Genomic DNA, 20,268 nt, shown 5'->3' with positions numbered 1-20,268 from the left:
CAGCGTGACAAGGCCTTTTTTGTGCTCAACGGCGTTCAGCGTTGGCTTGGGAAACCTGGCTGTTCAGCGTCCAGAAGTCATACAGCACACCCACCAGGAACAGGCCACCGGTGAAGAAGTAGATGATCGCGGTGATCCACTTGCCCTGGTACAGGCGATGCACGCCAAAAATGCCGAGGAAGGTCAGCAGTACCCAGGCAATGTTGTAGTCGATGCGCCCAGACTGAAAACGCAAGTCAGCCTCGCGGTCCATCGACGGGATCAGGAACAGGTCGATCAGCCAGCCTATGCCAAGCAGGCCCAGGGTGAAGAACCAGATTGTTCCGGTGATCGGCTTGCCGTAGTAGAAACGATGCGAGCCCGTGAAGCCGAAAATCCACAACAAATAGCCGATGACCTTGCTATGGGTGTCGTGGAACGGCGCCCCTTGTTCATAACTGTTCATTCATAGCCCCCATGGGTTAGCCGAAAATTTTCTAAAAAAAAATGTGACTTTTGCGTCGCAGGCCGACGTACGGCAGCATGACAATCGACAAACGGATCAGAAATTGATCAAAAAGCTGTTATAAAGTTGCGCGCCAATACCAAAACCAACACCAAAACTTCACAAGAGCTTCATCTATGCCGCCTTTGTTCAAGACATGGCTGACCCTCTGCCTATTATTGCCCCTGGCCGCCCACGCCACCAACCGTGAGCAACGTCTTCCCAACGGTTTCACCGGCTATACCACCAATGCCACGGTGAAACACGTGCCCAGCAAGCACACCGCCTTGCGTGCACGCGCCAACAACGCTGGCCAGGTGCCAGTGGCTGCCATGTCGCCGAAACAGAGCAGCGACGTGCTCAGCCGCGCCGTGAATGTGCTCGGCACCCCTTATGTTTGGGGCGGCAGCAGCCCTAAAAAAGGCTTCGACTGCAGCGGGCTGGTCAAGTACGCCTTCAATGACGTGGCTGATGTCGACTTGCCGCGCACCTCCAATGCCATGGCAAAGGGCCACGGCGTGAAGGTGGCCAAAAGCGATCTCAAGCCTGGCGACCTGATCTTCTTCAACATCAAGAGCCGCCGCGTCAACCACGTAGCCATCTACCTGGGCAACGATCGCTTCATCCATGCACCGCGCCGCGGCAAGCGGGTAAGCATCGACAACCTGAGCAAGCCTTACTGGCAGAAGCACTATGTCGTGGCCAAGCGAGTGTTGCCGAAGGCGCCGCAGCAGTTGGCCCTGGCCAAGCGCTGACCTGGCAAGGCAACCGATGGATTGCTGGGGCCACTGCTACACGGCCCCGATCAACCCTTGGGTCTTCAATCGCTGCAACGCCCCCTCCATCGTCCGCATGCCCTGCGCAGCACCCGCCTGCATCACCGAATTCAATTGCGCCATACGCCCCTCGCGGATCAGGTTACGCACCGCAGGCGTTCCCACCAGCACCTCCCGGGCAGCCACCCGCCCACCCCGCACACACTTGACCAGCACCTGCGCCACAACCATACGCAGCGACTCCGCCAACATCGCTCGCACCAGCGGTTTCTCCTCGGCGGCAAACACCTCCACCAGCCGGTCGACACTGCCAGCAGCCGAGCGCGTATGCACCGTTGCCAGCACCAGGTGCCCGGTCTCCGCAGCCCGCAACGCCAGGCGAATCGTCTCCAGGTCGCGCAATTCGCCTATGACGATCACATCCGGGTCCTGACGCAGCGCGCTGCGCAGCCCTTGGGAAAAGTCGCGGCAATGCCGACCGATTTCTCGCTGATTGATCAGGCTTCGCTGGCTGTTGTGGATAACTTCGACAGGGTCCTCGAGGGTGATGATGTGCAAGGACCGCTGCCGGTTCAGCTGATCGATCAGCGTCGCCAAGGTGCTGGATTTTCCACTGCCGGTAGGCCCGCCGAGCAGAATCAGGCCGTCAGTCCACTGTGCAACAGACCGAAACACATCTTCCAGGTCAAGCTCGTCGAGCGTCGCAATCCGCTTTGGGATCAAGCGAAAGGTGGCCGCCGGGCCATTCAACTGACGGAACAGGTTCAGGCGAAAGCGCCCGAGCGAGGGCAGCTCCAGTGCCAGGTCCTGCTCATCACCTTGCGCCCACTGCTGGCGCCGGCACTCATCGAGCAGCGGCGCCAGGGCATCGGTCAACGCCGCTGGCGTCAAGTTCGGTAGCGCCATGCGCCGCAGCTCACCATCCACGCGCAGCATCGGTATCTCGCCCGCGGCCAGGTGCAGGTCACTCGCCCCTGCATCGCCAGCCCGGGCCAACAGGTCAGTCACGTCCATGAGACTCCCCAACAGCCATCAAGCAGGTAGAATGCCGCTGACTCCTGAGCCAACGGCATCGATCCATGTCCACCATAGCAGACAACCTTTGCGCCCTTGCCGCCCGTATCGATAGCGCAGCCAAGGCCGCTGGACGCGACCCGGCCAGCCTTCAGTTGCTGGCCGTCAGCAAGACCAAACCGGCCAGTGCCATCCGCGAGCTGCATGCCGCAGGTGTATGCGATGTCGGTGAAAACTACCTGCAGGAAGCCCTGGCCAAGCAGGAGGACCTGCGGGACTTGCCCTTGATCTGGCACTTCATCGGCCCCATTCAGTCGAACAAGACCAAAGCAATTGCCGAACATTTCGACTGGGTACACTCCGTGGACCGCCTGAAGATCGCCCAACGCCTGTCTGAACAACGCCCCCCAGGCCTGCCGCCTCTGAATATCTGCCTGCAGGTGAATGTCAGCGGCGAGGACAGCAAATCGGGGTGCGCCCCCGAGGACCTGCCGGCACTGGCCAATGCCGTGGCCGCACTGCCCAACCTGCGCCTGCGCGGGCTGATGGCGATCCCCGAACCCAGCGAGGACCGCGCCGAGCAAGAAGCCGCCTTCGCTAGCCTGCGCCAGCTGCAGGAGGGCCTGAATCTTGGCCTGGACACCCTGTCCATGGGCATGAGCCACGACCTGGAAGCTGCGATCGCGCAGGGTGCGACCTGGGTGCGTATCGGCACCGCCCTGTTCGGCGCCCGCAGCTACGGCCCCGCCTGATTCCATGCTTTACTCACTCTTTCCATCAAGGACCTGACATGAGCAAGACACGTATTGCCTTCATCGGCGCCGGCAACATGGCTGCCAGCCTGATCGGCGGCCTGCGCGCCCAGGGCCTGGACGCCACGCAGATCCGCGCCAGCGATCCAGGCGCCGAAACCCGCACCCGGGTCCAGGCCGAGCACGGTATCGAGGTATTCGAAGACAACGCACAGGCCATCGCCGGGGCTGACGTGATCGTCCTGGCAGTCAAACCGCAGGTGATGAAAACCGTCTGCGAGGCCCTGCAGCCGAACCTGCAGGATGGCCAGCTGATCGTTTCGATTGCCGCCGGCATCACCTGCGCCAGCCTGCAGGCCTGGCTCGGCGCCCGCCCGGTAGTGCGTTGCATGCCCAACACGCCGGCCCTGCTGCGCCAAGGCGTAAGCGGGCTGTATGCCACCGCCGAAGTGACCAGCACACAGCACCAGCAGGCCGAGCAGCTGCTATCGGCCGTCGGCACCGCCTTGTGGCTTGAGCATGAACACCAGCTCGATGCCGTTACAGCTGTCTCGGGCAGCGGTCCGGCCTATTTCTTCCTGCTGATCGAAGCCATGACTGCCGCCGGCGAGAAGCTTGGCCTGCCACGCGAAACCGCTACCCAGCTGACCCTGCAGACCGCACTGGGTGCCGCGCACATGGCGGTGGCCAGTGACGTTGACGCCGCCGAGCTGCGTCGCCGGGTCACTTCGCCAGCCGGCACCACAGAGGCCGCAATCAAGTCGTTCCAGAGCAACGGTTTCGAAGCCATCGTCGAGCAGGCACTGGCAGCCGCGGCGCAGCGTTCTGCCGAGCTGGCCGAGCAATTGGGCAAATAAGGAGTCTTAGATGAATGCATTGTCGGGCGCCGCGATCTTCGTGGTGCAAACCCTGGTCAGCCTGTACCTGGTGATCGTCCTGCTGCGCTTCGTGCTGCAGCTGGTCAAAGCCAACTTCTACAACCCGCTGTGCCAGTTCGCGGTGCGCGCCACGCAACCGCTGCTCAAACCGATCCGTCGCATCATCCCAAGCGTCGGCGGCCTCGATACCTCGTCGCTGCTGCTGGCGGTGGTGATCCAGGCTCTGCTGATGGGCTTTGTGCTGATGGTAACCTACGGCACCTTCGGTGATGTGCTGCACCTGCTGATGTGGGCGATCATCGGCATCACCTCGCTGTTCCTGAAGATTTTCTGGGTCGCGATGATCGTCATGGTGATCGTGTCCTGGGTCGCGCCGAACAGCCACAATCCTGCGGCCGAGCTGGCCTACCAGATCAGCGAACCCGTGCTGGCGCCGTTCCGCCGGATCGTGCCCAGCCTGGGCGGCATGGACATTTCGCCGATCTTCGCCTTCATCGCGATCCAGGTGCTGCAATCGTTTGTCATGCCACCGCTGGCAGCCTATGCCGGCATGCCACAGGAACTGTGGCGGATGATCTGAGCCCTGTTGTTCCCGGCGGCAAGCCTTTGCTTGCCGCTGGGGGTAGCGCTCTTTAGACTTACGCCTCCGTCAAGCGTGAGCAGGGTCGATGTCCACTGTCCTTCCCGAAGATTCCGTCGGTCTGGTTACACCGCAAACAGCCCGGTTCGATGAACCGCTGGCCCTGGCCTGTGGCCGTTCTTTGGCCAGCTACGAGCTGGTCTACGAGACCTATGGCACCCTGAATGCCAGCGCAAGCAATGCTGTGCTGATCTGCCATGCCCTCTCTGGCCATCACCACGCGGCCGGCTACCACGCCACCACCGACCGCAAGCCCGGCTGGTGGGACAGCTGCATCGGCCCTGGCAAGCCGATCGACACCAACCGTTTCTTCGTGGTCAGCCTGAACAACCTCGGTGGCTGCAACGGCAGCACCGGCCCCAGCAGCGTCAACCCCGCCACCGGCAAGCCGTATGGCGCCGATTTCCCGGTACTGACCGTTGAAGACTGGGTACACAGCCAGGCACGCCTTGCCGATCGCTTGGGCATCCGGCAGTGGGCGGCCATTGTCGGCGGCAGCCTCGGCGGCATGCAGGCCCTGCAATGGACCATGACCTACCCCGACCGCGTGCGCCACTGCGTCGATATCGCCTCGGCACCAAAGTTGTCGGCCCAGAACATTGCCTTCAACGAAGTGGCGCGCCAGGCCATCCTCACCGACCCCGAATTCCACGGCGGCTCGTTCCAGGACCAGGGCGTGATCCCCAAGCGTGGCCTGATGCTGGCGCGTATGGTCGGGCATATCACCTACCTGTCCGACGACTCGATGGGGGAAAAGTTTGGCCGGGAGCTCAAGAGCGACAAGCTCAATTACGACTTCCACAGCGTCGAATTCCAGGTCGAGAGCTACCTGCGCTATCAGGGCGAAGAGTTCTCTGGCCGCTTCGACGCCAACACCTACCTGCTGATGACCAAGGCGCTGGATTACTTCGACCCGGCGGCGGCCAATGGCGGCGACCTGGCCGCGACCCTGGCCCACGTCACAGCCGACTACTGCATCATGTCGTTCACCACCGACTGGCGTTTCTCGCCGGCCCGCTCGCGCGAGATCGTCGATGCCCTGATGGCGGCACGCAAGAACGTCTGTTATCTGGAGATCGACTCTCCTTACGGGCACGATGCCTTCCTGATCCCCACGCCTCGCTACATGCAGGGTTTCGCGAACTACATGAACCGCATCGCCATCTGAGGACAGCATGAGAGCCGACCTGGAAATCATCCACGACTGGATTCCCGCCGGCAGCCGGGTACTCGACCTGGGCTGCGGCAGTGGCGAGCTGCTGGCTTCGCTGCGTGATCGCAAGCAGGTCACCGGCTACGGCCTGGAGATCGACCCCGACAACATCGCCGCCTGTGTGGCCAAAGGCGTCAACGTCATCGAGCAGGACCTGGACAAGGGCCTGGGCAACTTCGCCAGCAACAGCTTTGACGTAGTGATCATGACCCAGGCCCTGCAGGCCGTGGAGTACCCCGACCGCATCCTCGACGAGATGCTGCGGGTAGGCCGCCAGTGCATCATCACCTTCCCCAACTTCGGCCACTGGCGTTGCCGCTGGTACCTGGCGACCAAAGGCCGCATGCCGGTTTCGGACTTCATGCCGTACACCTGGTACAACACCCCGAACATCCACTTCTGCACCTTTGCCGACTTCGAACAGCTGTGCCATGAGCGCCGCGCCAAGGTCCTGGACCGCCTGGCCGTCGACCACTTGCACCGCAATGGGTGGGGCGGCCGGCTTTGGCCTAATCTGTTAGGGGAAATCGGCATTTACCGCGTCAGTAGCCCCGGCCTGCAGGAGCACCAGCTCGCGGTCTGACGCCCAGCAGAGGAATCGCACCATGCGTCGCCTAGCCCTGTTTCTGATCAGCTTGTGCCTGGCGCTGCCGGTACTGGCTGCCGATGCCGCCAAACCCGAGCGCAAGGAAGTGTTCGGCGACGTGACGGTGCACTACAGCGCCTTCACCTCCAGCATGCTGCAGCCGGACATTGCCGCCGCCACTGGGCTTGTCCGCAGCAAGAATCAGGGGGTGCTCAACATCGCCGTGCTCAAGGCCAGCAAACCCGCCATGGCGGTGGTCAGCGGCACGGTAAAAGACCTCACCGGGCGCAGCAACCCACTGTCGTTCAAGCAGATTACCGATCGAGGCGCGATCTACTACATCGCCCAGTTCAAGATCCAACAGGCCGAGACGCTGACCTTCGACCTGAATGTCGAAACCGGTGGGGTCAGCCATAAACTCAGCTTCAACCAGGAAGTGTTCCCAGGCGAATGATGAATCTCCAGCAACTCGTATTGGCCAGCCACAATGCCGGCAAACTCAAGGAACTTCAGGCCATGCTCGGCCAGACCGTGCAACTGCGCTCGATCGGTGAGTTCAACCAGGTAGAACCCGAAGAAACCGGCCTGTCGTTCGTCGAGAACGCCATCCTCAAGGCGCGCAATGCTGCACGCATCTCCGGGCTGCCCGCGCTGGCCGACGACTCTGGCCTGGCGGTCGACTTTCTCGGTGGCGCGCCGGGCATCTACTCGGCGCGCTATGCCGACGGCAAGGGCGATGCGGCAAACAACGCCAAGCTGCTCGAAGCACTCAAGGATGTACCGCAAGATCAGCGCGGCGCCCAGTTCGTCTGTGTGCTGGCACTGGTACGCCACGCCGACGATCCACTGCCCATCCTCTGCGAAGGCCTGTGGCATGGGCGCATCATGTTCGAAGCCAGCGGCGATCAAGGCTTTGGCTATGACCCGCTGTTCTGGGTGCCTGAGCGCAACTGCTCGAGCGCCGACCTCGCGCCTGCCGACAAGAACCAGCTCAGCCACCGCGCCCGCGCCATGGCCCTGCTGCGCCAACGTCTGGGCCTGGCATGATCGAATTGTTGTCCACCCAGCCGCGCCAGCCTGGCGTGGCGGGTTTCGCCACGTTGCCACCTTTGGCACTGTACATCCACATTCCGTGGTGCGTGCGCAAATGCCCTTACTGCGACTTCAACTCCCATGCAGCTGGGCCTGAGCTTCCGGAAGAGGCCTATGTCGATGCCCTGCTGACCGACCTAGACCAAGAGCTGCCTGCGGTTCAGGGAAGGCCAATTTCGTCGATCTTCTTCGGCGGCGGCACCCCTAGCCTGTTCAGCGCCAATGCCCTTGGCAGGTTGCTGCGCGGCGTGGAGCAACGCATCCCCTTCGCGCCGGACATTGAAATCACGCTGGAAGCCAACCCAGGGACGTTCGAGCAGGAGAAGTTCAAGGCGTACCGGCAGACGGGCATCAATCGCCTGTCGATTGGCGTGCAAAGCTTCCAGCCGGCCAAACTGCAGGCGCTTGGGCGCATCCACAATGGCGACGAAGCCATTCGCGCAGCGGGCATGGCCCGGGCGGCCGGCTTCGACAACTTCAACATGGACCTGATGCACGGCCTTCCCGATCAGTCACTGGACGATGCGTTGGGCGACCTGCGCCAGGCCATCGACCTGGGGCCAACGCACCTGTCCTGGTACCAGCTGACCGTGGAGCCGAACACGGTATTCTGGAACCAACCACCTGAACTGCCCGAGGACGACATCCTTTGGGACATTCAGGAGGCCGGCCAGGCACTGATGGCGGCGCACGGCTACAAGCAGTATGAGGTTTCGGCCTATGCCCAGGCGGGGCGTGCTGCCAAGCACAACCTCAATTACTGGCGCTTTGGCGATTTCATCGGCATCGGAGCCGGCGCCCACGGCAAGCTGACCTTTACCGACGGCCGTATCCTGCGCACCTGGAAAACCCGCCTGCCCAAGGACTACCTGAACCTGGCCAAGCCGTTCAAAGCCGGCGAAAAGCTGCTGCCGGTGGACGAGCTGCCGTTCGAGTTCCTGATGAACGCGCTGCGCCTGACCGATGGCGTAGAAGCCGAGCTGTTCAGCCAGCGTACCGGCTTGCCACTGACGCAACTCGCCGAGGCCCGCCGCGCCGCCGAACAAAAAGGCCTTTTGCAGGTCGAACCGGATCGGTTGGTGGCCACGCCACGCGGCCAGTTGTTCCTCAATGACCTGCTGCAGTATTTCTTGACCTAAGGATGACCCATGGATCTGGTACTTGACCTGCTGGCAACGGTTTCCCGCTGGAGCCGTAGCAACCTGTCTGAGATTTCGCTGGCCTTGGTAGGCTGCCTGCTGGTGCTGTTTGGCACCGATATCAAGGGCTGGGTGGAACAACGGCTGGGCGGCCTGGCAGGTGCCCTGCGGGTTCCGTTCATGGCGCTGCTGGTGATGATCGGCAGCGGCGCGGCGCTGATCTATGCCACGCCGTGGGTGGTGAAGGGGCTGAGCCAGTTCAACAACTACGCGTTGGCGCCGGTGCTGTTGGTGGTGCTGGTGTTGATTGGCGTGGTCGCTGATCGGCGGGGGTAAAGCTGACTGGAAGCTGCCCCGCAGAACCAGGGCAGCTCTACCACTCGACTGCCCCTTGCAGGGAGTCACCGAGGCGGTCAGGCATGCCGCCCCCTCGGCCTTGATTACAAACAAGCCCCGGAGGGCTTGCATAGGTGGCTCAGCGCAACATCGAAAGGCTCAAACAGCCAATCAACCCACCTTCTCGAACTTCAAATCCCAAACCCCATGCCCCAAGCGCTCACCACGGCGCTCGAACTTGGTGATTGGACGTTCTTCGGGACGCGGCACATAAGCCCCGTCTGCGGCCAGGTTTCGGTACCCCGGCGCCGCGCTCATCACTTCCAGCATGTATTGGGCATACGGCTCCCAGTCAGTGGCCATATGGAATATGCCACCCGGTTTGAGCTTGCGACGCACCAGCTCGGCGAACTCCAACTGCACGATACGACGCTTGTGGTGGCGCGCCTTGTGCCATGGGTCAGGGAAGAACAGCATCAAGCGGTCGAGGCTGTTATCGGCCACACAGCGGTTGAGCACTTCGATGGCGTCGCAATCGTACACCCGCAGGTTCTTCAGGCCCTCGGTCAGCACGCCGTTAAGCAGCGCGCCGACACCCGGGCGGTGCACTTCAACACCGATGAAGTCTTGCTCAGGTGCGGCAGCGGCCATCTCCAAGAGGGAATGGCCCATGCCGAAACCGATCTCCAGGGTGCGTGGCGCCGAACGGCCGAACACCTGGTCATAGTCCACCGGGCTTTCGGCCAGCGGCAGGATATACAGCGGGCCGCCCTGGTCCAGGCCGCGTTGCTGGCCTTCGGTCATGCGCCCGGCGCGCATCACGAAACTCTTGATGCGGCGGTGTGGACGCGCTTCGCCGTCGGTGGTGATCGGCGTATCTTGCGATTCAGTCATCAGTAGCTCTTACTTGATCAGACCATCCAGCGGCGAAGACGCGCTGGCATAGAGTTTCTTCGGCATGCGCCCGGCGAGGTAGGCCATGCGCCCGGCGACGATTGCGTGTTTCATGGCCTCGGCCATCAGCACGGGCTGCTGGGCGTGGGCGATGGCCGAGTTCATCAGCACCGCTTCACAGCCCATTTCCATGGCGATGGTGGCATCGGAGGCGGTACCCACGCCTGCATCGACCAGCACCGGCACCTTGGATTCTTCCAGGATGATCTGCAGGTTGTACGGGTTGCAGATGCCCAGGCCAGTGCCGATAAGGCCGGCCAGCGGCATGACCGCGATGCAGCCTGCTTCGGCCAGCTGACGGGCAATGATCGGGTCATCGCTGGTGTAGACCATCACGTCGAAGCCGTCCTTGACCAGTACTTCGGCGGCCTTGAGGGTTTCGATCACGTTGGGGAACAGGGTCTTCTGGTCTGCCAGGACCTCCAGCTTGACCAGGTTATGACCATCGAGCAGTTCACGGGCCAGGCGGCAGGTGCGCACCGCTTCGACGGCGTCATAGCAGCCGGCGGTGTTCGGCAGAATGGTGTAACGGTCCGGTGGCAGCACATCGAGCAGGTTCGGTTCGCCCGGGTTCTGGCCGAGGTTGGTGCGGCGCACGGCGACAGTGACGATTTCGGCGCCCGAGGCCTCGATGGCCAGGCGGGTTTCTTCCATGTCACGGTATTTGCCGGTGCCGACCAGCAGGCGCGACTGGAAAGTGCGCCCGGCCAGGGTAAAGGGCTTGTCGCTACGAACGTTGCTCATCAAAGATCCTCTGGAAAAGGTTGCTGGGCTTGCAGGTGAATCGCCAGGCCGGAATCAACCGCCGCCAATAGCGTGGACCACTTCGACCTGGTCGCCGTCGTTGAGCTGCGTGCTGTCGTGCTGACTGCGCGGCACGATATCCAGGTTCAATTCCACTGCCACCCGGCGCCCGGTCAGCTCCAGGCGGGTCAGCAGCGCCGCGACGCTTTCGCCAGCGGGCAATTCATAGGGTTCACCGTTCAATTGAATGCGCATGCGCACGGCCACCATTGTGCGTTGGGGGCCAGCATTCTAGCGCCGATCAACGCGTTAACCCAAGGGCGGTGCACGCCATTAGTCGTGATTGTGGACCGCTTGGTCAGCCTAAACGCCATGCTGCCATGCCCAGGCAGACCCAGCCGGCCAGGAAGCACAAGCCGCCGATAGGGGTGATGATGCCAAGCTTGCCCAGCCCACTGAGGGTCAGCAGGTACAGGCTACCGGAGAACAGCACGATGCCCAGGGCGAACAGACCACCGGCCCAGCCGACCAGGCGCCCCGGCAAGTGCGCCGCGAGCAGCGCGACCCCGAAGATTGCCAAGGCATGTACCAGTTGATAGGTCACTCCGGTTTGAAAGATGGCCAGGTAATCTGCGCTCAGGCGGCTTTTCAGCCCATGGGCGGCGAATGCGCCCAGGCCGACACCGGTAAAGCCGAAAAGGGCGGCGAGCATGAGGAAGGTGCGAAGCATGGGACGACTCCTGGGATCGGGTCTGTATAATGGCCCGTTCCACCGGTCCGGCCAAGCCATCGCCATGCTGTCATCCCTATTCCGTCGCCTCGCCCGCGCCCTGTTCTGGTTCGCTGCCGGCAGCATCGTGCTGGTGCTGGTGTTCCGCTGGGTGCCGCCTCCCGGCACGGCATTGATGGTCGAGCGCAAGGTGCAGTCGTGGGTCAGTGGCGAGCCGATCGACCTGCAGCGCGACTGGCAGCCGTGGGAAAATATCTCGGATGACCTCAAGGTCGCGGTCATCGCCGGTGAAGACCAGAAGTTCGCCAACCACTGGGGGTTCGACATCCCCGCCATCCAGGCGGCGCTAGCCTATAACGAGCGCGGCGGCAGCATCCGTGGTGCCAGCACCTTGACCCAGCAGGTGGCCAAGAACCTGTTCCTGTGGTCGGGTCGCAGTTGGTTGCGCAAGGGGCTGGAGGCCTGGTTCACGGCGCTGCTGGAACTGTTCTGGTCGAAAGAGCGGATCCTCGAGGTCTACCTGAACAGTGCCGAATGGGGCAAAGGGGTATTTGGTGCCCAGGCTGCGGCGCGCTACCACTTCGGTATCGATGCCAGCCGCCTGAACCGCCAGCAGGCTGCTCAATTGGCTGCGGTGCTGCCCAGCCCCATCAAGTGGAGCGCCAGCCGGCCGAGCGCCTACGTGGCGAGCCGGGCAGGCTGGATTCGCCGGCAAATGAGCCAGCTGGGTGGGCCGAGCTACCTGATGCAGCTGGATGCTTCGCGCAGGCCCTGAATTGATACGCTGACTTTGACTGCCCCTTCCCGAGGCCGGTAAAGCATACGCAAACAAAAAAGCCGCTCACCCTGTCATGGGCCAGCGGCTTTTCAGTGCATCAGGCGCCAATCACGCAGCAATCAACGCCTTCACCTTGTTCATCGCATTCTTTTCCAGCTGGCGAATACGCTCAGCCGAAACGCTGTACTTGTCTGCCAGCTCATGCAATGTGGCTTTCTCTTCAGCCAGCCAGCGCTGGTAGAGAATGTCGCGGCTACGCTCGTCCAGGCCCTGCAAGGCTTCATGCAGGTTGCTGGTGGAGTTGTCGCTCCAGTCAGCGTCCTCAAGCTGCACAGCCGGGTCGTAGCGATGGTCTTCCAGGTAATGTGCAGGCGACTGGAAGGCGCTGTCGTCGTCCGCCTCTGCTGCCGGGTCGAAGGCCATGTCCTGGCCACTCAGACGGCTTTCCATCTCACGCACTTCACGCGGCTCGACGCCGAGGCTTTCAGCCACGCGGTGCACTTCATCGTTGTTCAACCAGGCCAGACGCTTCTTCTGGCTGCGCAGGTTGAAGAACAGCTTGCGCTGGGCCTTGGTGGTAGCCACCTTGACGATGCGCCAGTTGCGCAGGATGAATTCGTGGATTTCAGCCTTGATCCAGTGCACGGCGAACGACACCAGGCGCACACCCATTTCCGGGTTGAAGCGCTTGACCGCCTTCATCAGGCCGACGTTGCCTTCCTGAATGAGGTCGGCCTGGGCCAACCCGTAGCCAGCATAGCTGCGGGCGATATGTACGACGAAGCGCAGGTGGGCCATCACCATTTGCCGAGCGGCCTCAAGATCCTGCTCATAATAGAGACGCTCGGCCAGATCACGCTCCTGCTCGACAGTCAGCAGCGGGATGCTGTTGACCGTGTGCACGTAGGCTTCCAGGTTTGCACCGGGAACCAGGGCATAGGCAGGTTGCAACGATGTGGTCATTCAAGAACCTCCGACTTACCAGACTCGTGCCTTGTGAGCACTGCCAACATAGACCTGGAACCAAGGTGCAAGTTCCAAAAATGAAAAATTGTCAATGCTGGCTCAGAAAACTATCGCGGGGCCAACTCGTTCAAATGCCGAGCCACCGCAATCCATGCACCGATATACCCCAACAGTACCGCCCCGATCAAGAGCGACAGACCATCGGATGCTGGCACACCGCCCAGGGAGAAGTCGCTGCCGTAGAGCCCGGACAGCCCTACCACGGCCTCGTTCAGCCAGTTGAGGCCGAACGCGAGGATACCCCAGGCAAGCAGACCCGCACCCAGGCCGTACAACGCGCCCATGTACAGGAAAGGCCGACGGACGTAGCTGTCGGTGCCGCCTACCAGCTTGATGACTTCGATCTCGGTACGGCGGTTTTCAATATGTAGACGAATTGTGTTACCGATTACTAACAGCAAGGCAGAAATAAGCATCACCGCCAGGCCGAAGACGAACCGGTCGCCCAGCTTGAGGATCGCCGCCAGGCGCTCCACCCACACCAGGTCGAGTTGTGCATTTTCCACTCGCGGCAGCTCGGCCAGACGTTGCCGCAGCGCCTCCAGAGCCGGCTTGTCGACTTCGGTCGGGGTCACCACCACGACACCAGGCAGCGGGTTGTCGGGCAGTTCACGCAGGGCTTCGCCCAACCCGGACTGCTGCTGGAACTCTTCCAGCGCCTGCGCTGGGCTGATGTACAAGGCATCGGCCACCCCAGGCATGCCTTTGATCTCTTGGCCCAGGGCCTCCCCCTCCTTGCTGCCCGCGTCGAGCTTCAGGTACAGGGAAATCTGCGCGGCGCGCTGCCAGGAGCCCCCCAGCTTCTCGACGTTCTTCAACAGCAGCGAAAGGCCCATGGGCATGCTCAGCGCCACGGCCATCACCAGGCAGGTGAAGAAGCTGCCGATCGGCTGCTTGCCCAGGCGACGCAGGCTGTCGGCCAGGCTGGCACGGTGGCTGTCCAGCCAGGCGTGCAACAGCGTGCGGAAGTCCGGGCCGTCATCATCATGCTCGCCGCGCTTTTTCCGGGTATCCGCGTCGGCGGCCTTTGGGGCGACCCGTTCGGAAACCTTGGGTGTACGTGTAGTGCTCATTGCCCGGCCTCCCCATCGCCGATCAGACGGCCGCGCTGCAAGGTCAGCATGCGGTGGCGCATGCGCGCAATCAGTGCCAGGTCATGGCTGGCGATCAACACCGTGGTACCCAGCCGATTGATGTCCTCGAACACCCCCATGATCTCTGCGGCAAGCCGCGGGTCGAGGTTACCGGTGGGTTCGTCGGCCAGCAGCAAGGCGGGCTGGTGGACGATCGCACGAGCGATACCGACCCGCTGCTGCTGGCCGGTGGACAGGTCGGCCGGGAACAGCTCACCCTTGTCGACCAGCGACACACGCTCCAGCGCCGAATCCACGCGTTTGGCGATCTCTGCCTTGGACAGGCCGAGAATCTGCAGCGGCAGGGCGATGTTGTTGAAAACGGTGCGGTCGAACAGCAACTGGTGGTTCTGGAACACCACCCCGATCTGCCGACGCAGGAACGGGATCTGCGCATTGCTGATCTGGCCCAGGTCCTGCCCTGCCAGCATCAACTTGCCGCTGGTGGGGCGTTCCATGGCCAGCAGCAGGCGCAGCAAGGTGCTCTTGCCGGCCCCGGAATGGCCGGTGACGAACAGGAATTCGCCCCGGCGCGCCCGGAAACTCAGCTCATGCAAGCCAACATGGCCGTTGGGGTAGCGCTTGGCAACCTGTTCGAATCGGATCATGGGTGCTCTCGCTCGGCAAACAGAGCCTTGACGAACGGCTCGGCTTCGAAGGTGCGCAGGTCGTCGATACCTTCACCCACGCCGATGAAGCGGATCGGAATGTTGAACTGCTTGGCAAGGGCGAAGATCACGCCCCCCTTGGCGGTGCCGTCCAGCTTGGTCAGGGCCAGGCCGGTCAGCTCGACGCTCTGGTTGAAGTATTTGGCCTGGCTGATGGCGTTCTGGCCAGTACCGGCATCGAGCACCAGCAGCACCTCATGCGGCGCCTCGGCGTCAAGCTTGCCGATGACCCGGCGAACCTTTTTCAGCTCTTCCATCAGGTTGTCTTTGGTGTGCAGCCGGCCGGCGGTATCGGCGATCAGCACATCGACGCCACGGGCCTTGGCGGCCTGCACGGCATCGAAGATCACCGACGCGGAGTCGGCACCGGTGTGCTGGGCGATCACCGGGATCTGGTTGCGCTCGCCCCAGACCTGCAACTGCTCGACGGCGGCAGCACGGAAGGTATCACCCGCGGCCAGCATGACCTTCTTGCCCTCGAGTTGCAGCTTCTTGGCCAGCTTGCCGATAGTGGTGGTCTTGCCGGCGCCGTTGACGCCTACCACGAGGATCACATAGGGCTTGTTCTGCGCCTGGATCTTCAGCGGCTGCTCGACCGGGCGCAGCAGCGCGGCCAGTTCTTCCTGCAGCGACTTGTACAGGGCATCGGCATCGGCCAGCTGTTTGCGCGCAACCTTCTGGGTCAGGTTCTGAACGATGGTCGAGGTCGCCTCCACGCCAACGTCGGCGGTCAGCAAGCGTGTTTCGATCTCGTCTAGCAGGTCATCATCAATGACTTTCTTGCCCAGGAACAGGCTGGCCATGCCTTCGCCGATGCTGGCGCTGGTCTTCGACAGGCCCTGCTTGAGGCGAGCGAAGAAGCCGGGCTTGGCAGGTTCGGCAACGGCTGGGGTGACGGCCGCGACGGCCTGTTCGGGGGCCGGGCGCTCGGGAATCGCTGGCGGGGCTTTTGGCTCAAGGTCTGGAACCAGGGCGACCGGCTCTTCGGCAACGGGCAAGACCAGGTTGCTGACCGGGGCTTCGGGGGCTGCTGCGACTGGAACAGGGCTTTCGAGCTGCGCAGCAGGGGGCTCGGCACTCGCAGGCAACTCCGCCCTCACAGGGGCCAGGACAGGCTCGGGAACCGGCACTGGCTCAGGGGCTGGAGCAGGCTCAGGGACCGGTGCAACCTCAGGAGCCGGAGCGGGCTCAGGGACCGGTGCAACCTCAGGAGCCGGAGCGGGCTCAGGGACCGGTGCGACCTCCGGGGCCGGAGCAGGCTCAGGGGCCGGTGCGACCTCCGGGGCCGGAGCGGGCTCAGGGACCGGTGCGACCTCTGGGGCCGGAGCAGGCTCAACGACAGGCGCTGGCTGGGGGGCCAGCACCGGCTCAGCGGGCCGTACCGGCTCAGCGGCAGGCGGGGGCGCTTCGGCAACCACCGGCTCAGCCGCAGCCGCTTCAGGCTGCTCGGCGGCAGGCTGCGGCGATACCGGCTCTACTGCCTGAGCATCAGGGGCTTGTGGCTGTTCGGCGACAGGTTGCTGCGGCTTCTTGCGAAACCAGCTGAACAGGCCTTTTTTCTCGCCAGCCTCGGCCGGCGCTTTTTTGTCGTCGTTGGAACCAAACATGGAAGACGGCTATCTCAGGGTAGCGATGGGCCAGCAGCGGCTCATCTGGAATTCTCTAAACGCAGAACAGACTGTTTTGAAGCCGGCTGGTTCATGCGCAATGTTTTGTCTTAATGGACCTGCAGGCCAGAACGGCGACAGGCATGGTCGCCAGGCAACCGGATCAGTATCCTAGCACCTCCTGGCCCGCCGACGCTAAACCCTGCGGGCCGCCGAACAGGTTAAACACCTTATGAATGCTCTAGCCCGCCGCGCCGCTGGCCTGTTGCTCAGCACGCTCTGCCTGCCGCTCGCAGCCTTTGCCGCCGATGCGCAACCCACCCACGAATTCATCCTCGACAACGGCCTGAAAGTGGTCGTGCGCGAGGACCACCGCGCGCCAGTGGTGGTTTCGCAGATCTGGTACAAGGTCGGCTCCAGCTATGAGACACCCGGCCAGACCGGGTTGTCCCACGCTCTGGAACACATGATGTTCAAGGGCAGCGCCAAGGTTGGCCCCGGCGAAGCTTCACGCATCCTGCGCGACCTGGGCGCGGAAGAGAACGCCTTTACCAGCGACGATTACACCGCCTACTACCAGGTTCTGGCCCGCGACCGCTTGCCGGTGGCTTTGGAGCTGGAGGCCGACCGGCTGGCCAGCCTGCGCCTGCCGGCCGATGAGTTCAGCCGCGAAATCGAGGTGATCAAGGAAGAGCGCCGCCTGCGCACTGACGATCAGCCAAGCGCCAAGGCTTTCGAGCTGTTCCGCGCCATGGCCTACCCGGCCAGCGGCTACCACACCCCGACCATCGGCTGGATGGCCGACCTCGAACGCATGAAAGTCGAGGAGCTGCGCCACTGGTACGAGTCCTGGTACGCGCCGAACAACGCCACCCTGGTGGTAGTCGGCGATGTTACCGCCGCCGAGGTCAAAGGCCTGGCGCAGAAGTACTTCGGCAGTATCCCCAAGCGCGCCGTGCCGCCGGCCAAGCTGCCGCTGGAGCTGACCGAGCCAGGCCGGCGCCAGCTGACCCTGCACGTGCGCACCCAACTGCCAAGCCTGATCTACGGCTTCAACGTACCGGGCCTTGCCACCGCCAAGGACCCGCGCACCGCGCACGCCCTGCGGCTGATCTCGGCCTTGCTCGACGGCGGCTACAGCGCCCGCCTGCCGGCGCGCCTGGAGCGTGGCCAGGAGCTGGTGGCCGGCGCCTCGTCCAGCTACAACGCCTTTACCCGCGGCGACAGCCTGTTCATGATCTCGGCTACCCCTAACGTACAGAAGCAGAAGACGCTCGCCGATGTCGAGAAAGGCGTCTGGGAGTTGCTCGATGAGCTCAAGACCACCCCGCCGAGCGCCGAGGAACTGGAACGTGTACGCGCCCAGGTGATCGCCGGCCTGGTCTACGACCGCGACTCCATCAGCAGCCAGGCCACCACCATTGGCCAGCTAGAGACGGTCGGCCTGTCCTGGAAACTGATCGACAGCGAACTGGACGAACTCAAGCGCGTGACCCCCGAAGATATCCAGGCCGCCGCACGCACCTATTTCACCCGCGAACGCCTGAGCGTTGCCCATGTACTGCCTGAGGAGTCCGCTCATGAGTGATTGCAGCGCACCACGCTACACCCTGATCGGCACGGGCATCATCGCACTGGTGGTGGCGATGACCTGCGTCCTGGCTCGCCCTGCCCACGCCGAAACCGACAGCACCGCGGCCCGCCCCGCCAATACCCTGCAGTCGCTGGCCGAGCTGGACGGCAAGGCCCCCAGCCGGCGCCAGCTGAACATCCAGAACTGGACCACTGCCGAAGGTGCGCGCGTACTGTTCGTCGAGGCCCGCGAGCTGCCGATGTTCGATTTGCGCGTGACCTTCGCCGCCGGCAGCAGCCAGGACGGCAACACGCCGGGCCTGGCCACCCTGACCAATGCCATGCTCAACGAAGGCGTTGCCGGCAAGGATGTGACCGCCATCGCCGAAGGCTTCGAAGGGCTCGGCGCAGACTTCGGCAACGGTTCCTACCGCGACATGGCGGTGGCCTCGCTGCGCAGCCTGAGTGTGAAGGACAAGCGCGAGCCGGCCCTGAAGCTGTTCGCTGAAGTAACCGGCAAGCCGACCTTCCCGGAGGACGCATTCAAACGAATCAAGAACCAGCTGCTGGCCGGTTTCGAATACGAGAAGCAGAACCCCGGCAAGATCGCCGGCAAGGCGTTGTTCGGCAAACTTTACGGCGACCACCCTTACGCCCATCCAAGCGACGGCAGCGCTGAAAGCATCCCGGGCATCACCCTGGAACAGCTGCGCGCATTCCACGCCAAGGCCTATGCAGCGGGCAACGCGGTAATCGCACTGGTCGGCGACCTCAGCCACGAAGAGGCCGAGGCGGTTGCCGCCCAGGTCTCCGCCGCCCTGCCCAAAGGCCCGGCACTGGCCAAGCCTGCGCAACCCGTCGAGCCCAAGGCAGGCACCACCCACATCGACTTCCCGTCCAAGCAGACCCACCTGATGCTGGCCGAGCTGGGCATCGACCGCCAGGACCCGGACTGGCCAGCCCTGTCGCTGGGCAACCAGATTCTCGGTGGCGGCGCCTTCGGTACCCGCCTGATGAGCGAAGTGCGGGAAAAACGCGGCCTGACCTACGGCGTATACTCGGTATTCAGCCCGATGCAGGTGCGCGGCCCGTTCATGATCAACCTGCAAACCCGTGCCGAACTCAGCGAGGGCACACTCAAGCTGGTGCAGGGTATCCTTGCCGACTACCTCAAGAGCGGCCCGACCCAGCAGGAACTGGACGACGCCAAGCGCGAACTGGCCGGCAGCTTCCCGCTGTCGAACGCCAGCAATGCGAGCATCGTCGGCCAATTGGGCGCCATCGGCTTCTACAACCTGCCATTGACCTGGCTGGAAGACTTCATGCAGCAGTCCCAAGCGCTGACCGTCGAGCAGGTCAAGGCAGCCATGAACAAGCATTTGGCAGCCGACAAACTGGTGATCGTCACCGTCGGCCCGAGCGTGCCGCAAAAGCCGCTGCCAGCCCCTACTGACAAACCCGCCGAGCAGCCTCTCGGCGTACCGGAGCACTAATGCCTAGATCCACCCCTCCCGCCCGACCTCAGCAGGGCCAAAGCAAGGGTCAGGGCCACCTGCGCATCATCGCTGGCGAGTGGCGCAGCCGCCGCCTGGCGGTGCCTGAAGGCGAAGGCCTGCGGCCGACCACCGACCGTGTGCGCGAAACCCTGTTCAACTGGCTGGCGCCCTACATCGAAGGCGCCCGGGTGCTGGATGCCTTTACCGGCAGTGGCGCCCTGGTGCTCGAAGCGTTGTCACGCGGTGCTGCAGATGCCGTAGCACTGGACAGCAACGCGGCGGCTATCAACAACCTGAAGAACAACCTGGAGATCCTGCGCTGCCCGCGCGGGCAAATCCTCCAGACCGACGCCCAGCGCTACTTGCGAGCCCCGGCCAAGCAACAGTTCGACGTCGTGTTTCTCGATCCGCCGTTCCACCAGGACCTGCTGGCCAACACCTGCAACCTGTTGGAGCAGAACCAGTGGCTGCGCGAGCAGGCGTGGATCTACACCGAGAGCGAAGCCGCCCCCTCTACCCTGCAAATGCCAGGCAACTGGCGCCTGCACCGCGAAAAAAAGACCGGCCAGGTGCATTACGCGCTGTGGCAGCGCGCCTGAACGCAGGCCCTAACTATATAGCGCAGGCAAGCGCACAATCTCGCCGAAGCT

Annotated in this window: 23 protein-coding genes and 1 pseudogene; 14 read left to right on the top strand and 10 right to left on the bottom strand. The window is 63.1% G+C overall.

Annotated features, from left to right (window positions below; all coding sequences use genetic code 11):
- Window positions 1–25: 25 nt before the first annotated feature.
- Window positions 26–445, bottom strand: a complete 420-nt coding sequence (locus ACMGF5_RS10660; protein ID WP_039602507.1) for an NINE protein — start codon at window positions 443–445, stop codon at window positions 26–28.
- A 176-nt stretch (window positions 446–621) separates the two neighbouring features.
- Here ACMGF5_RS10660 and ACMGF5_RS10655 point away from each other — a divergent pair, with 176 nt between their 5' ends.
- A complete protein-coding gene (locus ACMGF5_RS10655; RefSeq protein WP_046787044.1) occupies window positions 622–1,239 on the top strand; it encodes a C40 family peptidase in 618 nt (205 codons plus the stop codon).
- Window positions 1,240–1,275: 36 nt separating this feature from the next.
- Here ACMGF5_RS10655 and ACMGF5_RS10650 read toward each other — a convergent pair whose 3' ends face one another.
- The gene (locus ACMGF5_RS10650) at window positions 1,276–2,274 is read right to left on the bottom strand and encodes a type IV pilus twitching motility protein PilT (RefSeq protein WP_251962086.1); all 999 of its coding nucleotides are present in this window, start codon (window positions 2,272–2,274) and stop codon (window positions 1,276–1,278) included.
- Window positions 2,275–2,339: 65 nt separating this feature from the next.
- Between ACMGF5_RS10650 and ACMGF5_RS10645 the strand changes: the two genes are divergently transcribed.
- From ACMGF5_RS10645 to ACMGF5_RS10605, 9 genes are all read left to right on the top strand, one after another.
- Entirely contained in the window at window positions 2,340–3,026 is a 687-nt protein-coding gene (locus ACMGF5_RS10645) for a YggS family pyridoxal phosphate-dependent enzyme (RefSeq protein WP_046787042.1), read from the top strand.
- 38 nt (window positions 3,027–3,064) lie between these two features.
- Window positions 3,065–3,883, top strand: a complete 819-nt coding sequence (gene proC / locus ACMGF5_RS10640; protein WP_196997346.1) for a pyrroline-5-carboxylate reductase — start codon at window positions 3,065–3,067, stop codon at window positions 3,881–3,883.
- A 10-nt stretch (window positions 3,884–3,893) separates the two neighbouring features.
- Complete coding sequence (locus ACMGF5_RS10635) at window positions 3,894–4,484, top strand: YggT family protein (RefSeq protein WP_046787040.1); 591 nt, start codon at window positions 3,894–3,896, stop codon at window positions 4,482–4,484.
- An 88-nt stretch (window positions 4,485–4,572) separates the two neighbouring features.
- Window positions 4,573–5,712: a homoserine O-succinyltransferase MetX gene (metX, locus tag ACMGF5_RS10630; protein WP_046787039.1), complete on the top strand. Its 1,140-nt coding sequence runs from the start codon at window positions 4,573–4,575 to the stop codon at window positions 5,710–5,712.
- Between the two features lie 7 nt (window positions 5,713–5,719).
- Window positions 5,720–6,340 carry a methionine biosynthesis protein MetW gene (gene metW, locus ACMGF5_RS10625; RefSeq protein WP_012312310.1) on the top strand — a complete coding sequence of 207 codons (621 nt, stop codon included), beginning with the start codon at window positions 5,720–5,722 and terminating at the stop codon, window positions 6,338–6,340.
- Between the two features lie 22 nt (window positions 6,341–6,362).
- Window positions 6,363–6,797, top strand: coding sequence for a DUF4426 domain-containing protein (locus ACMGF5_RS10620; RefSeq protein ID WP_046787038.1), 435 nt, complete (start codon window positions 6,363–6,365; stop codon window positions 6,795–6,797).
- Window positions 6,794–7,390: an RdgB/HAM1 family non-canonical purine NTP pyrophosphatase gene (rdgB, locus tag ACMGF5_RS10615; RefSeq protein WP_414157776.1), complete on the top strand. Its 597-nt coding sequence runs from the start codon at window positions 6,794–6,796 to the stop codon at window positions 7,388–7,390. Before ACMGF5_RS10620 ends, rdgB begins: the two co-directional genes overlap by 4 nt.
- Complete coding sequence (gene hemW / locus ACMGF5_RS10610) at window positions 7,387–8,574, top strand: radical SAM family heme chaperone HemW (RefSeq protein ID WP_119688127.1); 1,188 nt, start codon at window positions 7,387–7,389, stop codon at window positions 8,572–8,574. The genes rdgB and hemW overlap by 4 nt, the downstream gene beginning before the upstream one ends.
- Window positions 8,575–8,583: 9 nt before the next feature.
- A complete protein-coding gene (locus ACMGF5_RS10605) occupies window positions 8,584–8,910 on the top strand; it encodes a DUF3392 domain-containing protein (RefSeq protein WP_003257821.1) in 327 nt (108 codons plus the stop codon).
- Window positions 8,911–9,081: 171 nt separating this feature from the next.
- Here ACMGF5_RS10605 and trmB read toward each other — a convergent pair whose 3' ends face one another.
- The 4 genes from trmB to ACMGF5_RS10585 form a co-directional block, all read right to left on the bottom strand.
- Window positions 9,082–9,804, bottom strand: a complete 723-nt coding sequence (gene trmB / locus ACMGF5_RS10600) for a tRNA (guanosine(46)-N7)-methyltransferase TrmB (protein ID WP_115273364.1) — start codon at window positions 9,802–9,804, stop codon at window positions 9,082–9,084.
- Window positions 9,805–9,813: 9 nt separating this feature from the next.
- The gene (locus ACMGF5_RS10595; RefSeq protein ID WP_008092966.1) at window positions 9,814–10,608 is read right to left on the bottom strand and encodes a thiazole synthase; all 795 of its coding nucleotides are present in this window, start codon (window positions 10,606–10,608) and stop codon (window positions 9,814–9,816) included.
- A 54-nt stretch (window positions 10,609–10,662) separates the two neighbouring features.
- Complete coding sequence (thiS, locus tag ACMGF5_RS10590) at window positions 10,663–10,863, bottom strand: sulfur carrier protein ThiS (protein WP_012312305.1); 201 nt, start codon at window positions 10,861–10,863, stop codon at window positions 10,663–10,665.
- Window positions 10,864–10,966: 103 nt separating this feature from the next.
- Complete coding sequence (locus ACMGF5_RS10585; protein WP_323613836.1) at window positions 10,967–11,338, bottom strand: DUF423 domain-containing protein; 372 nt, start codon at window positions 11,336–11,338, stop codon at window positions 10,967–10,969.
- A gap of 64 nt (window positions 11,339–11,402) precedes the next feature.
- On the opposite strand from ACMGF5_RS10585, the gene mtgA reads away from it, so the two are divergent.
- A complete protein-coding gene (gene mtgA / locus ACMGF5_RS10580; RefSeq protein ID WP_125923637.1) occupies window positions 11,403–12,113 on the top strand; it encodes a monofunctional biosynthetic peptidoglycan transglycosylase in 711 nt (236 codons plus the stop codon).
- Between the two features lie 111 nt (window positions 12,114–12,224).
- On the opposite strand, the gene rpoH is transcribed toward mtgA, so the two are convergent.
- The 4 genes from rpoH to ftsY form a co-directional block, all read right to left on the bottom strand.
- A complete protein-coding gene (gene rpoH / locus ACMGF5_RS10575; RefSeq protein WP_012312302.1) occupies window positions 12,225–13,079 on the bottom strand; it encodes an RNA polymerase sigma factor RpoH in 855 nt (284 codons plus the stop codon).
- A gap of 110 nt (window positions 13,080–13,189) precedes the next feature.
- Entirely contained in the window at window positions 13,190–14,215 is a 1,026-nt protein-coding gene (gene ftsX, locus ACMGF5_RS10570; protein ID WP_046787033.1) for a permease-like cell division protein FtsX, read from the bottom strand.
- Complete coding sequence (ftsE, locus tag ACMGF5_RS10565) at window positions 14,212–14,883, bottom strand: cell division ATP-binding protein FtsE (RefSeq protein WP_039601211.1); 672 nt, start codon at window positions 14,881–14,883, stop codon at window positions 14,212–14,214. The genes ftsX and ftsE overlap by 4 nt, the downstream gene beginning before the upstream one ends.
- The gene (gene ftsY / locus ACMGF5_RS10560; RefSeq protein ID WP_414157775.1) at window positions 14,880–16,550 is read right to left on the bottom strand and encodes a signal recognition particle-docking protein FtsY; all 1,671 of its coding nucleotides are present in this window, start codon (window positions 16,548–16,550) and stop codon (window positions 14,880–14,882) included. The genes ftsE and ftsY overlap by 4 nt, the downstream gene beginning before the upstream one ends.
- 232 nt (window positions 16,551–16,782) lie before the next feature.
- On the opposite strand from ftsY, the gene ACMGF5_RS10555 reads away from it, so the two are divergent.
- The 3 genes and pseudogenes from ACMGF5_RS10555 (at window position 16,783) to rsmD (ending at window position 20,217) form a co-directional block, all read left to right on the top strand.
- Window positions 16,783–18,138, top strand: coding sequence for a M16 family metallopeptidase (locus ACMGF5_RS10555; RefSeq protein WP_414157774.1), 1,356 nt, complete (start codon window positions 16,783–16,785; stop codon window positions 18,136–18,138).
- A gap of 124 nt (window positions 18,139–18,262) precedes the next feature.
- Window positions 18,263–19,615: pseudogene (locus ACMGF5_RS10550) on the top strand (M16 family metallopeptidase); the annotation flags it as partial.
- Window positions 19,615–20,217 (top strand): 16S rRNA (guanine(966)-N(2))-methyltransferase RsmD, encoded by a 603-nt coding sequence (rsmD, locus tag ACMGF5_RS10545; protein ID WP_414157773.1) that lies wholly within the window; start codon window positions 19,615–19,617, stop codon window positions 20,215–20,217. The pseudogene ACMGF5_RS10550 and the gene rsmD, both read left to right, overlap by 1 nt.
- Window positions 20,218–20,268: the final 51 nt, after the last annotated feature.

The sequence above is a fragment of the Pseudomonas sp. BNK-15 genome, from assembly GCF_047456105.1.
Lineage (GTDB): Bacteria > Pseudomonadota > Gammaproteobacteria > Pseudomonadales > Pseudomonadaceae > Aquipseudomonas > Aquipseudomonas putida_E.
Note: the sequence above shows the minus strand (reverse complement) of the source record. Positions and strands in the feature narration are given on the sequence as shown.

Excerpts from the sequence above, each read along its gene's own strand:
- metX (WP_046787039.1), top strand. The coding sequence starts at position 4,573 with ATGTCCACTGTCCTTCCCGAAGATTCCGTCGGTCTGGTTACACCGCAA.
- ACMGF5_RS10650 (WP_251962086.1), bottom strand. The coding sequence starts at position 2,274 with ATGGACGTGACTGACCTGTTGGCCCGGGCTGGCGATGCAGGGGCGAGT.
- ACMGF5_RS10655 (WP_046787044.1), top strand. The coding sequence starts at position 622 with ATGCCGCCTTTGTTCAAGACATGGCTGACCCTCTGCCTATTATTGCCC.
- ACMGF5_RS10620 (WP_046787038.1), top strand. The coding sequence starts at position 6,363 with ATGCGTCGCCTAGCCCTGTTTCTGATCAGCTTGTGCCTGGCGCTGCCG.
- thiS (WP_012312305.1), bottom strand. The coding sequence starts at position 10,863 with ATGCGCATTCAATTGAACGGTGAACCCTATGAATTGCCCGCTGGCGAA.
- ftsE (WP_039601211.1), bottom strand. The coding sequence starts at position 14,883 with ATGATCCGATTCGAACAGGTTGCCAAGCGCTACCCCAACGGCCATGTT.
- ACMGF5_RS10635 (WP_046787040.1), top strand. The coding sequence starts at position 3,894 with ATGAATGCATTGTCGGGCGCCGCGATCTTCGTGGTGCAAACCCTGGTC.
- trmB (WP_115273364.1), bottom strand. The coding sequence starts at position 9,804 with ATGACTGAATCGCAAGATACGCCGATCACCACCGACGGCGAAGCGCGT.
- hemW (WP_119688127.1), top strand. The coding sequence starts at position 7,387 with ATGATCGAATTGTTGTCCACCCAGCCGCGCCAGCCTGGCGTGGCGGGT.
- ACMGF5_RS10555 (WP_414157774.1), top strand. The coding sequence starts at position 16,783 with ATGAATGCTCTAGCCCGCCGCGCCGCTGGCCTGTTGCTCAGCACGCTC.
- ACMGF5_RS10585 (WP_323613836.1), bottom strand. The coding sequence starts at position 11,338 with ATGCTTCGCACCTTCCTCATGCTCGCCGCCCTTTTCGGCTTTACCGGT.
- metW (WP_012312310.1), top strand. The coding sequence starts at position 5,720 with ATGAGAGCCGACCTGGAAATCATCCACGACTGGATTCCCGCCGGCAGC.
- ACMGF5_RS10645 (WP_046787042.1), top strand. The coding sequence starts at position 2,340 with ATGTCCACCATAGCAGACAACCTTTGCGCCCTTGCCGCCCGTATCGAT.
- rdgB (WP_414157776.1), top strand. The coding sequence starts at position 6,794 with ATGATGAATCTCCAGCAACTCGTATTGGCCAGCCACAATGCCGGCAAA.
- ACMGF5_RS10595 (WP_008092966.1), bottom strand. The coding sequence starts at position 10,608 with ATGAGCAACGTTCGTAGCGACAAGCCCTTTACCCTGGCCGGGCGCACT.
- rsmD (WP_414157773.1), top strand. The coding sequence starts at position 19,615 with ATGCCTAGATCCACCCCTCCCGCCCGACCTCAGCAGGGCCAAAGCAAG.
- ACMGF5_RS10605 (WP_003257821.1), top strand. The coding sequence starts at position 8,584 with ATGGATCTGGTACTTGACCTGCTGGCAACGGTTTCCCGCTGGAGCCGT.
- rpoH (WP_012312302.1), bottom strand. The coding sequence starts at position 13,079 with ATGACCACATCGTTGCAACCTGCCTATGCCCTGGTTCCCGGTGCAAAC.
- mtgA (WP_125923637.1), top strand. The coding sequence starts at position 11,403 with ATGCTGTCATCCCTATTCCGTCGCCTCGCCCGCGCCCTGTTCTGGTTC.
- ftsX (WP_046787033.1), bottom strand. The coding sequence starts at position 14,215 with ATGAGCACTACACGTACACCCAAGGTTTCCGAACGGGTCGCCCCAAAG.
- proC (WP_196997346.1), top strand. The coding sequence starts at position 3,065 with ATGAGCAAGACACGTATTGCCTTCATCGGCGCCGGCAACATGGCTGCC.
- ACMGF5_RS10660 (WP_039602507.1), bottom strand. The coding sequence starts at position 445 with ATGAACAGTTATGAACAAGGGGCGCCGTTCCACGACACCCATAGCAAG.
- ftsY (WP_414157775.1), bottom strand. The coding sequence starts at position 16,550 with ATGTTTGGTTCCAACGACGACAAAAAAGCGCCGGCCGAGGCTGGCGAG.